This is a genomic window from Candidatus Liberimonas magnetica, from assembly GCA_020523885.1.
GTDB classification, from domain to species: domain Bacteria; phylum Elusimicrobiota; class Endomicrobiia; order Endomicrobiales; family JAFGIL01; genus Liberimonas; species Liberimonas magnetica.
The window spans coordinates 224,412-239,160 of record JAJAPY010000002.1 but is presented as its reverse complement, the minus strand read 5'-3'; the positions used below and the strand labels follow the sequence as shown (position 1 = coordinate 239,160).

Annotated in this window: 8 protein-coding genes; all 8 read right to left on the bottom strand. The window is 36.8% G+C overall.

Annotated features, from left to right (window positions below; translation table 11 throughout):
• Positions 1-294 precede the first annotated feature (294 nt).
• The 8 genes from LHV68_02510 to LHV68_02475 all read right to left on the bottom strand — a co-directional run bounded on the left by LHV68_02510 (position 295) and on the right by LHV68_02475 (position 14,738).
• Complete coding sequence (locus LHV68_02510) at positions 295-2,436, bottom strand: hypothetical protein (protein MCB4790738.1); 2,142 nt, start codon at positions 2,434-2,436, stop codon at positions 295-297.
• Between the two features lie 8 nt (positions 2,437-2,444).
• Positions 2,445-3,878 (bottom strand): HEAT repeat domain-containing protein, encoded by a 1,434-nt coding sequence (locus tag LHV68_02505; protein ID MCB4790737.1) that lies wholly within the window; start codon positions 3,876-3,878, stop codon positions 2,445-2,447.
• Between the two features lie 58 nt (positions 3,879-3,936).
• Complete coding sequence (locus LHV68_02500) at positions 3,937-4,308, bottom strand: response regulator (GenBank protein ID MCB4790736.1); 372 nt, start codon at positions 4,306-4,308, stop codon at positions 3,937-3,939.
• Positions 4,309-4,364: 56 nt separating this feature from the next.
• Positions 4,365-5,120, bottom strand: a complete 756-nt coding sequence (locus tag LHV68_02495) for a response regulator (protein MCB4790735.1) — start codon at positions 5,118-5,120, stop codon at positions 4,365-4,367.
• A gap of 2 nt (positions 5,121-5,122) precedes the next feature.
• Entirely contained in the window at positions 5,123-6,019 is an 897-nt protein-coding gene (locus LHV68_02490) for a hypothetical protein (protein MCB4790734.1), read from the bottom strand.
• 254 nt (positions 6,020-6,273) lie between these two features.
• Entirely contained in the window at positions 6,274-10,923 is a 4,650-nt protein-coding gene (locus LHV68_02485) for a translocation/assembly module TamB (protein ID MCB4790733.1), read from the bottom strand.
• Positions 10,924-11,093: 170 nt separating this feature from the next.
• Positions 11,094-13,574, bottom strand: a complete 2,481-nt coding sequence (locus LHV68_02480; GenBank protein MCB4790732.1) for an ATP-dependent Clp protease ATP-binding subunit — start codon at positions 13,572-13,574, stop codon at positions 11,094-11,096.
• Positions 13,575-13,688: 114 nt separating this feature from the next.
• Positions 13,689-14,738: an ATP--guanido phosphotransferase gene (locus LHV68_02475; GenBank protein ID MCB4790731.1), complete on the bottom strand. Its 1,050-nt coding sequence runs from the start codon at positions 14,736-14,738 to the stop codon at positions 13,689-13,691.
• Between the last annotated feature and the right edge of the window lie 11 nt (positions 14,739-14,749).

The following is a 14,749-nucleotide window of genomic DNA, read 5'->3' as shown; positions in this document are numbered from 1 at the left end:
TATCATATAATAACCTTTTTATAGAACTACATTCTGGTACCATCAGGCTATAAGCCAGATTCTATACTCTATAAACAACATAGATTCAAGATGTAGATAAAGGATGGATTATATATATATATATGAAGTATTAAGTTATATGGGCACATTTTCATACTCTGTTCATATAAAGCAACTGTTGACGGTTTTATGGCTTAAATCCATAAGAGCTGGTTTAGAGTGGTGGTTGTACGGATGGGAAGCATTATTAAAATGAATTTCAGGGTTGACATAGGTTAGAATCAATAAAAATATCTATGAATTCAATTTTAATATAAGAATCATTATTGTTATAAGGCTTATTAGTCCCAAGAGCAAAACAGCATATTTCCATTTCATCAGTTTGGCATGCATTACCGTATCTTTTCCGAGCCACTTGTTCTTTTCCTGCTCAAATTTCTTCTGCAACTCTGTTTTTTCCCATTTTAAGTGCTGAAGTTTCAACATATCTACATCTCTATCTCCTGCCAAATATTTATTTTTCAATTCATGTTCTTTCTTCGTTATCTCTGCTTTTATTTGGTCCATCTCGATATCTTTATCCTTTAACTTTTTATGCCACTCGGCATTTTCTATTTTTGATAAATCTGCTTTCTCTGCATCAAACTTTATCTTACTTGCTTTTAATTCATCTTTTAAGGCTCTTTTTTCCTGCTCCAAAGAACTTCTTTCTAAGTTCCATGTTTCCTGCTCTTTCTTGTAATCCATATTCCGCTGGTTAACTTTTTCTTCATACTCTGCCCTTATTTTTGCTTCATTTTCTATATTTTTTTGTTTTTCTTTTTTAATAATTTTCGTAAGATCTTCGTTCTGACGGATTTTTTCTTCAAAATTCGTTTTTTGAGTTTCAATCAGACCCTGCAACCTTTCCAAGCCCGTATCTTTTTGAGCCAACTCCATTTTGTATTTCTTTTCAATTATATCTATTTGATTTTTCTGGCCTTCTATCTGTTTTTCTTTTATCCTGACTGCTTCTTCCATTTCTTCTCTTCGCATTGTCTCTTTGGATAATTCAGATATTTTTAACTCCTGATCATCCACTCTTTTCTCAAATCCTTTTATTTTGTCATCTCGCTGTCCGAGTATTGCTTTTAACTCAAGGATATTCCTTTCTGCGTCTTCGAATTGGTTTGCTTTCTGTGACAGCACCTGCTGATGCGCTAACATTTTTTTCTCTAGCTCGGAATTTTTATACCTTTCGCCAAAAAGATCTTTGTCTTTTTGATCGATCAATTTTTTCATAAGTTTAGTTTCTTCATCTGAACTCTGGTTAAGCGTTTCAAGCTGTTTCAATTTGCCTTCATACTCCTGTTCTTTTGCTTTATGCCCTTCTTCAAGAGCACTTTTATTTATAAGTTTATGGGACATTTCATCGATTTTAAATGCCTGTTCATTTATAAATATTTTTAGTTTATTTACTTCTTCATCAGATTCAGATTTAAGTATCTGAAGTTGTTTCAATTTGCTTTCATATTCTTGTTCTCTTGTTTTCTGTCCTTCTTCCAGCGCACCTTCATGCTTAACTTTTTGGGATATTTCCGTAATTTTAAACGCCTGTTCATTTATTGTTGCCTTCAGCCTATCCACTTCTTTTTCCGACTCAGACTTAAGAAGCTTAAGCTGTTTCATAAGTTCTTCAGATTGCTTGACTAAATCGCTTTGCTGGTTTTTTAAAGCATCATTAAGCCTTGTGATTTCCTCCTGTTTTGTTTCAAGGCCTTTTATTAAGTTACTCTTTTCTGAACCAAACGAAGTTCTTATACGTTTCAATTCTTCGTTTAAAACATCAATGTTGTTTCTTAGTTCAAATTCTATTTTTGCTCTTTGATTTTCTTTTTCATAGATTAATCTTTGCATTTTATTTAACTCTTCTTCTTTGCTATGGATCTCTTGCTTAACCCGCAGGCTCTCTTGTTCCAGCACAGCTTTTGCCGATTCGTATCCTTCATGTTCAGACTTAAGCATTTGAGCGTGGGATTCTCTTTCATTATTTAATTTTTCTGTAAGCCATTTTATCTGTTCGATAAGATGTTTCTCCTGATCTTTTTGCTGTTCATCTTTGTCTTTTTGTAGACTTATAAATTCGGCTTCCTTTTTTTTAAATATTTCTTTTAAAGCTCCGATTTCCAGCTCCTGTTGTTTTATTTTTTCTTCCAATTCTACCCTGATCTTGAGAAACTCCTTTTCAGGGACACTGAGCTGCTCAAGCCTTTTTTCGTATGATAACTTCAGTTCCGCTTCAAGTTTAGGCACTTTATCTTCCAATAATTTAATTGTATCCTTCAGTTCAAATTCACGCTCCGTCCATTTCTTCATTTCCGACTGAAGAATCTCTTGGAGGTATTTTAGCTCTTTGGTTTTTCGGTCGAGTATTAAATCATCGTCAATATCAGGCATTTTATCCTCTATTCTATTACCCAGTTTCCATTATCTTTCAATCCGTTCAGTGCTTTTTCTATTTTATCCTGAAGGTATTCAGGTATTTCTGCTTTCTTAAGTTCATTGATCTTTCGCAAAGAACGGATTAACTCTTTTTTTACATCCATTTCATTTTCATTTAAGTTATCTAACAAGACCTTAACTGCTTCAGGAGAATTTATCTCGCCAAGCGCATGTATAGCATCAATACGCGTCTGCTTATCCGGGCTTGATTCCATTTCTTCTAAGATATTTAAGGCCCTCGTAGGATTATGCTTGAATAAAGCCCTTGCCGCCTCTGCATTTATTTTGCTATCCTTACTTTGCAAAAACGGCTGAAGGACATCTTCCGCTGCCTGAGGGTCTGTTTGCCGTCCAACCACCTCAGCTTCAATAATTCTTAGCTCTTCTATCTCCTGGCTATGTTCAGAGAGTCGCCTTTTGCCGAAATCCGGGAGGCCTTGTGCAGTTGTCCCCCCCCAGATATGCCTGTGTCCATCCCTCAGAAGGGCTGACCTGCTTATTATATACCTGGCTAAAAACAGGACAAGTACTACTGAAAATATTGCTAATACAAGAAGTATTACAGCGGCAAATATCAAAACTTGCTTCATCCTTGTTGTTTCTCTGCTGATACTATCCGCTATTTCATTTCTATCTCTTGCTACTCTGGAAAGCATTTTCTGCATCAGTTCTTTATGTTTCCCTTCACTATTTTGAAGCAATATTTCCTGCTTCTGCATAAACTCTTTGTATTTTTCTTCATAACCTTCCAGTAATTTTTCCTGTTTTTCCATCCTGGATTCCAGCAAAAGAAATAACTTTTTATCTGGTTTGGCCGATGCATTTTGCTGTTGTTGTTTTGCTTTTTCCTGCTTATGAGTTGCTTGCACAGGTCCTTCCGAAGATGCCGGCTCCTGAAAAGTGTCTCTGTTGTCAGACAGATGTTTTTTAGCGGTTTCATACATTGTTTTATATTCATTTTCTTCCGGGAACAACTCTAATAGCTTTTCCAAATAGGGCATGGCTTTGTCATAATTCTTCATATTAAGATATTTTGTTGCCAATTCTTTCGCATATATACCCAAAAAATTCCTGGCGAACATATCATCTTTATTTAATTCCAGACTTTTGTCGACATCCGCAAATGCACCTTCGGTGTCCCCATTCACGTATTTCTCGCCGCTGAGAGTATAATATACGGTTGATATTTCATATAAAACATCTTTTACCTCAGATTCTTCCTTACCTAATTTCATTGACTTTTTCAGGTCTAAAACTGCCCTGTCCAAGTCACCCTGGGCATATCTCTGACTGCCCCTGTCAAAATAATCGTCGGCAGAAAATTGCTCAGCAATCGAAAATTGATAAAAATTTATTATTGCAGGTAAAATTAAAAATATTCCAAATATATTTTTCATTATTTTATTCGTTTATTTTCTCGCATGTATTAAATGAATTTCTATATTTTATACCTGTTCATTCCCCTAATACTTCTTTTACTTTAGCCCAAAGTTCTTCAAGAGTATAAGGTTTTTCCAAAAAGCCGTTTATTTTTGCTCTGCCACTGGATTCAAACATTTCGGACATCATCGCCCGGGTCGTGCTAATAATTACAGGGATGTCTTTAGTTTTATCGTTTTCCTTTAATTTCAGATTTACTGAAAACCCATCCATTTTAGGCATTATGATATCCAGCATGATCAGGTCAGGCAGCTCAATTTTTGCTTTTTCTAAACCTTCTTCACCGTTATGAGCTTCTATGACTTCATAGCCGGCGATCGTCAAGCCTCTGCCCAAAACTTTTAGAGTCAGTTCTTTGTCATCGCAAATCAATATTTTCTTACCCATTTTTACCATCTTTTAGTCCCCTCTTCTTTGTAAAAGATCATGGAATACGAAAACCGCTATCTGCCAGCTAAATATTTTGCCACTTCCTGAATTAAGGCCTGCGGATTGATAGATTTCATGAAATAATTATCTGCACCCGCTTCGATTCCTTTTATCCTGTCTTTCTCATCGGCTCTTGAGGTTAGGATAAATACCGGTATCTTTTTAAACTTATCATTACTTTTGATATTTCTGCATATTTCAAAGCCGCTAATTCCCGAGAGCATAAGGTCCAGCAGTATAATGTCAGGGCTTTCCTGCTCAATTTTAGAAAGCACAGATTTTCCGTCGTGCAATGTAATGACATTGGCTTTTTCTAATTCAAAAACAGTACGAAAAAAATCCAATAATTCATCTTCGTCATCCACCACCATTATCTTTTTTCCTTCCAGATATTCTTTATATTTTGACCTTTTTTCTAATGCACTTTTTATTATATAATCAAGTTCAGCCAGCTCAAAGGGTTTTTCAAGGTATCCAAATCCGCCTTCCTTCATAATATCTGCAAGCATCTGCGGTACCCATTGGCCGGTCATAATAACTACTGCGCACTTAGAATAATCTTTTTTTATCCGTTTTAATAAGTCAAGTGCATTTATTCCGCGGATATTTAAGTCAACAAGCATAACGTCGAAGTTTATCTCTAAAAACATTTTCCTGGCCTCATCGCCGGTTTCCGCAAGATAAACTTCGTATTTTGTTTTTAAAAACCTGCTGCAAACCTCTCTGACAAGGTTATTGCTGTCTACGACCAGAATACGTTCTCCGGACATTTTTACAGCTCCATTTGGCTTATCGGTAAAATAACCGTAAAAATCGAACCTTTCCCCAAGCCCTCGCTATCAGCAACGATCGTACCTTTATGCTTCATAACAATTCCCGAGCTTACATACATTCCCAATCCTGTTCCCCTGCCAACATCCTTGGTAGTGAAAAACGGGTTAAATATCATAGGTAAAACTTCTTTGCTAATACCTTTACCAGAATCCTTGAATTTTATTACTACGACCCTACAACCGATTTTAATAGGTTTTGTGTCCGGGCTGTTAGAGCGGGTATACTTTCTCGAGAGCTCTTCAGTCCATACTGATTCGTTTGCAGAAATTTTCAACACTCCTCCCTGGGGCATGGCATCAGCTGCATTCATTACTATATTAAGAAACACTTGCTGAATATGGGATATGCTCATTTCTACTGCGGGCAGGTTTTTTTCAAATTCTTTTTTAACTTCAATTTTGTCAGAATTAATCCGGTACCCGGCTATGGTCATAGTTTTTTCTATTACTTCACTTATATCTGCTGTTTGGATACAAAATTCCTGATACCTTACAAATCCCAGCCAATCGTTTATTATTTTTTTACAGTTTAAAGCAGATGTTTTTATTTCCTTAATGTCTTTTATCACAGACTCGTAAGATGGGTTCTCAAGCAGGATCAGGTCAGCAAGGCCTAAAATAGCTATCAAGGGGTTGTTTAATTCATGTGCCACCCCGCTTGCCAACATTCCCACGCTTATCATTTTTTCAGACTGGATCATTTTATTTTCCGTTGTTTTCAATTTTTTATTGGCAGTTTCCAACTCTACGGTTTTTTCTTTTAGCATTTCTTTTAGTGCCGTCATATCAGCAAGCAGCATTTTATTCTCAGATGTCAATTTATTTATTTCGCTCAATTTAGACCCCCTTGTCATTCTTAACCACCTTTAGCATATTTTGTCATAGGACAGCCTTTACAATGTCTCAATTTCATGCAGACATATAGGATTATCTTCCATTTTTACACTTAATTCTACCTCTTTAATTCACTTTTGGCAAACAATTTTATAGAATTTATTGTCATTAAAATATCGATATATCTTAAACAACATAGTATTTTGTCAAATTTATGTTTTAACATTTTATTTTACGTCACAAGCCTTTCCATAGACTATTTGCCCTCTCTCTTCTTCTTTGGTAATCCAAAGCGCCATTGCTGTTCTATAGTTATTCTTTTATCATACTGCATAAAGGGGTTGTTCGTGGGTATTTGATATAAACCTTTTAGGAATATATTTTTAGTCCATCTATATGAAAGTTCTAATTCATGTCTAGTGTCAAGCTTATCTTGAATCTGATCCAGTGTCACCGAATAACCAAACAGCATTTTATCATTAAGACTTTTTTCCATAGAATACTTTGTCCCTGCAAGGATATCTGAAAAACTTTGCTTGCTGGCAGGGACTATATCTGCGAGCTGGCTTGTATTTGCATCATCTACGTATTGGATCTTGAACGTATCTGCTATCCCTGTACGTTTCAGTAAATTCCTCGCAACAGGGGTTGTCAAACTAGAACCAAAAAATCTAACAAGCTGTTTCCTGAACATAGAGTTTGTCGATAATGATTCAGAGGAATCAAGCCCCGTTGCTTTTTGAAAAGCTTGCTCAGAGGCAAGGTTTAAATCGTTTTTTGAGACAAAACGGGGTTTTATATCTTCAATTTTTGATTTATCAATAAACAGTTTTATAGTATCGTAACTGTTCTGGTCTTTACCATAAACTTCTATCTCAGCCTCACCTTCAAGATACGACACTGCATCCCTTGTTTCAAAAACCGCTTTGTTTATTTTAAATTCCTTTCCTAAATATATGACATTGCCTCTTATTGCTTCGACTTTTCCTTCAACCTTAGGATATTCGCCTTTACCTGTAAGCTTTATCCCCCCTGAAGTATTCACACTTGCAAGTTCATTTTCATACCAGGTATTTTTTCCTGACCTCAGTTCAAGGTCCCATACTATATTCGGCCAAAGGCCCGCAAATATATCGTCTTCTCCTGCTGCTTTGACTATAGACGGATAAGTGAAATGGGTATTTTCCATTTCTACCCATCCTGATAGATGTATACCATCAGCCGGCCCTTTAAATTTTATATTGAATTTTGGCTCGCCGGCAGAATAATTTGTAAGTATATCCAGATTCTCAGAACTAAACAACGAGGAAGGTATAGGCAATTCAGGCACAGAAATAGAGATCCCCCTTTTTCCGGTAGTCTGCCATGTAAGATCTATATTTTTTGGCTTAAGTTTACTGAATACGACCTTGCCGTTTAGAGCCATATCTCCCTGCCCTATGGTAGCCGAGAATTCTTTCACGCTAAGTAAATTATTTTTCCACGATAAAAAAACTTTCAGCTTAGTAAGTTTTTGAAAATACCGCCTTGCATATATTTCGCCTTTCGTTATTTTTAGATAACCGTTCCCTATTATCTTATTCAGTGTCCCTGATAGAGTTATCTGTGAATTTATTTCGCCTTTTGCAGATTTGATATCTTTGGACATATTTGAAAGCAGGCTTAAGTTTCCTTTTTCAATGCTAAAAACCAGATTCAAAGGGGTGTTTTGCATTCTTTTCTTTGATGTATTAGTAAAATAAAATGGGACAAATCCGCTACCCATTATGGAGTATTTATCTTTTTCTACCAGTTTTAGTTTTGATATAGACAAAATATTATCTTCTTTTGTAATGACTTGTAAATAGAAATTGTCAAAAGGCATATCTGCAATATTCCCGTTAGATAAATTTATTTCCCCCTGCAACCTGGGTCTTTCAGGAGTACCATCGGCCTTAATGTTCACACCTAAACTACCATCAACATATACCGGTAAATCAGCCAGCTCGGAAACAACCAATGCAGGTATATTTTTTGCAAACAGGTCGAATTTCAACCTGTTTTTACCAATTTCGCCGTCTATCGCAACTTCTCCCTGGATTTTTTTACTGATTTTACAATGTTTCATATATATTTTCGGATAATTACTTAAATCAAGCACCCCGTTTATTTTTAGACTTTGTTCATTTTTTGTTTTTAAAATTAAATTGTTGTCCTTATACAACACGCCTACTGAGATATTTTCTAAATTATGTTGATTAACCCAGAGTTTTTTTGTTGCTAATACAGAATTAATAACAATTTTATTGTGTTTATCAAAATTCCATTTCCCAGAATATGTTATACCCCCGAATATTTCAAATAAGCCTAAACGCAGATTTTTATACTCCGTCTTTACAAAATATTCGTTATTATTAAAATCTAAAAAGCTTCCTTTAAGCAAACTTATTTCACTGTCAGAATATTTAATTGTTAACTTACTTATTTTAAGTTTCTTGTCAGTCAAATCTAATTTAAATTTGACTTCATCTATATTTTTCCTGTAAACAGACAAATTATTGCAACTCGCATTTAAATTCAAGTTTGGGTTGTCATAAGAACCAGACAATTTAAAATCTCCGGAAGTCGTACCTGAAACATGAAACGGCAGTTTAATTACTTTATTCAATAAAGATAACGGCAGGGATCTTAAATTTACTTTAACATCAGGATTTGGCCATATCCGGCCATTTAATTCCGCAAAGCTTTTTCCTGATAACATCTTTATATTTTGAAGTGATATCGTTCTATTTGCATAAGAGATAATCCCTGAATGGTTAAATAAAAATGATCTGTATTTTGTGTTATTTGCAGAATAATTAAATGCTACAATAGGAGACGTCAGACTTCCTACTACCAAGGCTTTCCCGTTCAATTTACCTCCGGCATCTTTTACTATGTTTCCAATAGGTATATTTGTAAATATCAAATCACCGTGTAAGGCTTTACTCCTAAAGCTTAAATCCAGTTTCCCAGTTGACAAAGTGTGCCAATTGTAATTTATAACTTCAAGTTTATCTTTTGTTAAAACAATATTAGCTAAAAAAGGTTTATTTGGCCATTTATTTACTTGAATGCCTTCAGATTCAAGCTTTCCATTAAATTTCCAGTTATGCGCATTATAATAATCACCAATTACCGTTAAATTGCCGTTTATCATATTCTGTTTCAAATAATAATTATGACAACTCAAATTAATCCGGCAATTATCCTCCTGTGAAGAGAGATCAATCCCCCCGTTCCCGGTTAAGGTCCCTTTGTTATTGTAAAAAGAAAGTTTTTGCAAAGAAACCATATCTTTTGACATATCAAAATCAATTATCCCATCACCTAAATTATCCTCACCCCAAAAAATATCTTTTAACTTAACGTTCAGCTTTCCGGTATTTTTTGACGAAAAAGCAAGCAAACCCGAAACCCTGCATTTTAGCGGAAATTTAACATCTAACAAAGGCAGAATGTTCTCAACTTTAAATTCGTTAAAAGTCATATCTACATCCCAATCTTTTTCATTTTTCCAATTCCCCTGGAAATACCAGTCTTTACCTAACGATTCAGATTTTAGCTGCCATTGTTTATTCTTTTCTATCAGCTCAGCCTTAAATGAAGCTTCATCATTACTGTTGGTCTTTAGACCAGCTGCATTTAAATTTATAAATGAATTTGACTCGGTCAAGTTCCCTTTAATTGAGATATATCCCTTTAACGGTTCAGAGTATTCTAAAAACAATACAGGAAATTCGCTTAGAGACAAATTAGTGACATCTATGTTAAGGTTCAAAGGGGTCAGCTTTCCGGTTATTTTGCCCGTTATATTTTTCCTGTCTTTTAATACTATAAAAAGCTCGTTTAGGTCATCCAAAGAAAGATCTACAATGTATTTTGTTTTAATTGAGCTCCCCTTACAGGTCAGTTTCCTGTTCTTATCATATTTGCACTCAAATTGTGTGCTTCCCAGCAGAAACCTTCTATACACTAAATCGAGCACATTTATTCTGCCGGTAAGCCCAGCCTCATCTACATTCCCGTCTAAACTTATGCTTCCGCTCATTAGTTTATTTAACTTTGAAAAATCAATAGCTGCCTTATACTTCAGATCATTGAGATTAGCACCAAACACGTCTATCTTAAAACCAAGACTTGAAACTTCTGCTTTTATTGCTTCTTTATCAAAAATAAAACTCCCCGTAGAGTTGTATATATCAAATGTTTTCCACTTTATTTTAGGCACAAAAACATTCATTTTAAATTGATTTTTGTTTGTATAATGGCAGGAAGCGCTCATATTTATCTGGGTATCATTTCCCGATATATCCACATCTATGTTTCCTCTTACGGCAGCCTTGTTATTTTCCATTTCAAGCTTAATAGCTAGTTTTTGTTGCCCAATCAAACCTGACAGGATAAATATTATTTTATCGTCTATTCTAAATGAACCTTCGCTGTTTTCCAAATCAAAATATTTATTCCGTACATTCCCTCCGCTCCAGGTTATATCTATACTGGGGAATTTTCCGGACATATCGCCCTTAACTTTATCATCTTGTCTGAAATTAAACATTTTTTGACCCGTAAATAAGACAGGCTTTTCAAAATGGATATGCTCTATGAAATTTTCTGGGTTTTTAGGTGTTTTTAAGAGTTCTACGGGGTTAATATAGACAATTACTTGCGGGCATTCAAGCACATCACTTACTTTTAAATTTTTTATGATAAGCCTGTTTACGAATTTATAATCTATCCTATCAAAGCTTATTTGCTGGTTTTGGATTATATTTAAGGCTGATTTTACCCTTGATTCAAGAAAAAACAGCCTTATATTGATAATATAAGAAAGAGATACAAATAGAAGCAGGATTAACGATATTGTGCGTATTTTCTTCCACATTATTTTGGGTCTACGACCTTGATTACACAGATTGAACTTCAGATTATGACTTCATTAGGGTTAATTAAGTGAAATCCCTTTAGGGTCACCGATTACACTGATATTAAATCTGTGTAATCTTGCCTTTATCTGAGTAATCAAAGAGCAATGAGTTTTTCAGTGCCCCCTATTTATGAAGCGCATTCAGTTCTATCTTTTGGCTTAAATTCCAAAACTTTTGCTTCATGGTTTAAGGTCACAATAATATTGATCTGAGGATCACCGGGGTTATGAGCGAACTTATTGGATAGGATGTACTCTGAAAGAGGGTCTTCAACATATCTTTGTATTACTCTTTGAAGAGGCCTTGCCCCGTATTGAGGGTCAAAACCTTTTTCCAGGAGATAGTCCTTCGCGTCCTTATCCAGTTCCAGAACAAAACCGTGCTCGGCTATCTTGCTCTTTCCTTTTTCAAGCATTAAATCCAATATTTTTATCATCTCTTCTCTTCCTAAGGGATGAAAGACTAGCGTGTCGTCTATCCTGTTCAAAAATTCCGGGTTAAATGTCTTTTTCATTTCTTCGGTTAATGTTTCTTTAATATTCTGGTAATCGTGCCCGACATCTTCCTGGACCAAAAAGCCTAAAGATTTACCTTTTGATATAAGCCTGGCTCCCACGTTTGAGGTCATTATCAATATTGTGTTTTTAAAATTAATCCTATGCCCGAGATTATCGCTTAAGAAACCGTTATCCAACACTTGCAGGAGTATATTAAAGACATCAGGATGCGCTTTTTCTATTTCATCCAAAAGTACAACAGAATAGGGTTTCCTTCTTACTTTTTCGGTCAATTGCCCGCCTTCTTCATAACCCACATACCCCGGAGGCGCACCTATGAGCCTTGAAACAGTGAACTTCTCCATAAATTCCGACATATCAACTCTTATTAGGGAATTTTCATCACCGAATAAAAATTCCGCCAAAGCCCGTGCTAGTTCGGTCTTTCCTACTCCGGTTGGGCCAAGAAAAATAAACCCGCCTATAGGTTTTAAAGGGTCTTTCAGTCCTGTCCTGCTTCTTCTTACGGCCTGAGCTATAACCTTTATCGCTTCATCCTGTCCTATGACCCGTTTTTTAAGGTTTTCTTCCATGTGGATCAGCTTTTCCGATTCTTTTTCTGTCAACCGCATTACAGGTATCTTTGTCCACTTTGAAACCAGGGAAGCGATATCCTCGGCGCTAATAACCGGCCTTGCTTCGTCTCTTGTGCTGCGCCATTGTTTTTTTGTATCATCCAAGTCTTTTCTAAGGTCTTTTTCTTTATCTCTTAGATGTGCGGCTTTTTCATATTCCTGTTTTGCTATTGCTGTTTCCTTTTCCATAGTGACTTTATTTAATTCTTCTTCTTTCACCTTAAATTCCTCAGGAGGCTGTGACGTCTGCAGCCGTGCTCTCGCCCCTGCTTCATCTATCAGATCGATGGCCTTGTCCGGCAGGTACCTGTCAGAGATATATCTATCCGAAAGTTCTGATGCCGCAATTATCGCTTTGTCCGAATAATGGACTTTATGATGATTCTCATATTTTTCTTTTAGACCGTTGAGTATCTTTACTGTTTCTTCGACACTTGGCGGTTCTACCATTATTGGCTGAAAACGCCGTTCAAGAGCGGCATCATGTTCAATATGTTTCCTGTATTCATCCAATGTCGTAGCTCCTATGCATTGAAGTTCGCCCCTGGCCAGGGCAGGTTTTAACATATTGGAAGCATCTATGGCTCCTTCTGCAGCACCGGCGCCTATCACAGTATGAAGCTCGTCAATAAAAAGAATTACCTGATTTTTCGTCCGGCGTATCTCTTCCATAATATTTTTCAATCTCTGTTCAAATTCTCCTCTGTATTTTGTTCCTGCAACCACTGAAGCAAGGTCAAGCGTCATAACTCTTTTATTATTCAATATTTCAGGCACTTCACTGGAAGATATTTTTTGAGCCAGCCCCTCTACTATCGCTGTTTTTCCGACGCCGGGATCGCCTATTAAAACCGGGTTGTTTTTAGTCCGCCTTGAAAGAATCTGAATTAAGCGCTCTATCTCGTCTTCTCTTCCTATAACGGGGTCTAGTTTTGACTCCTTGGCTAATAAGGTGAGGTTGCGCCCGAACTCATCAAGCGTAGGAGTTTTAGTTTTAGATGTTTTTGTCCCGTGATGTTTATTGTTAGCTGTTTCAGATTCCTGGTCTATTATGTTCATAAGTTCTTGTCTTACGTCATTGATCTTAACGGATAAATTCTCTAAAACCCTGGCCGCTATGCCTTCTTCTTCGCGCAGTAATCCCAATAACAGATGTTCCGTGCCAACATAAGTGTGGCCAAGGCTCTGGGCTTCTTCAACAGCCAGTTCAAGGACTTTCTTGGCCCTCGGAGTAAACGGTATTTCCCCCAAAAGCATGATGTTGTCTCCGGTACCTACCAATTTTTCCACTTCAGCACGCACCCTTTTCAAGTCTACTCCGATGTTGTATAAGACTTTGGCTGCCATTCCTTCCCCAAGAGCAACAAGCCCGAGTAAAATGTGCTCAGTCCCCACATAATCATGATTTAACCTTTTGGCTTCTTCCTGAGCGATTATTATTACTCTCTGTACCCTGTCCGTAAATCTGCTTGACATGTTTTTTACCTCACAAGTTATAGACTACAGTCCACAGACTTCAGGCAACAGACTGAAAAACTTATTCTTTTTGCCTTTACTCTGCAGTCGGTGGTCTAAAGTCTGATGTCTATTTCAGTTCAATCTCTGCCGTATTACCATAGCCCGCACAATATCTGTTTCTTCCAAAGATAAGGTTTTTTCCGTTACCTGCTGCAAATGCGCGGGCTGAATAATCATCAAAAGCTTATTTATGGCTTCCTGATCCCAGGGAATATCCAGTCCTATGTTCAATCCAAGTTTGATCTTTGACAACAGGGACATGGCTTCCGATAAACTGATGCTTCTTGCATTTTTTAAAATCGCTTTTGCCCGGTAAACCTTGTCTTCAGTCAATAGGGCTGTTCTTCCGTGCCTTAATTCGTTCCTGGCATTTTTTTCGTAGTTTATTATAGCACTTACGACATGTTCAACGGTTTTTATTACTTCGCTCTCAGTCCTTCCTAAAGTCGGGCCGTTCGTTATCTGGAACATATCTCCGAGCACTTCAGTGTTTTCTCCGTAAAGACCTCTTACAACCACTCCCAGTTTTGCCAGTTCCCTGAGCATCGGCTCTATCTTATCAGCCAATATGAGCCCGGGTAAATGCACAAGGCATGATGCCCTCATGCCGGTTCCGGCATTTGTCGGGCAGGCAGTAAGAAATCCCCACTGCTCAGAAAAGGCAAACCCAAGTTCCTGGGATAACTTATTGTCTATCGTATCTATCACCCTTGCAGCAGCTTCCAAATTTAAACCCGGCAGTATCGATACGAGCCTGAAATGGTCTTCTTCATTAACCATTACAACTACCTTTTCGTCACCGCTTATAATCAGGCCTCTTGGTTTTTTACTTGCAGCATGGTCATACGACGTTAAATGCCTTTCAATCAACAATTCCAAGTCCAACTGGTCAAGACCCGGGAAATATAAAACTTCAGGGTCGGTCAACTCATCCTGTCGTTTAATGATACCTGCTGAGCTCTCCCAAATATTTTCTAAAACGGCGTTGTTTGCCCTCCAGGGAAAAACTTTATAATCGAGGTTCCTGGCAAGCCTTATTCTAGAAGATAACACTATATCGTCTTTAGGGCCGGGCTCTATGCTTCTTTTTAACTGCTTGTTCAGGTATTCTTTTAGTTTCATGTTTATGCCGT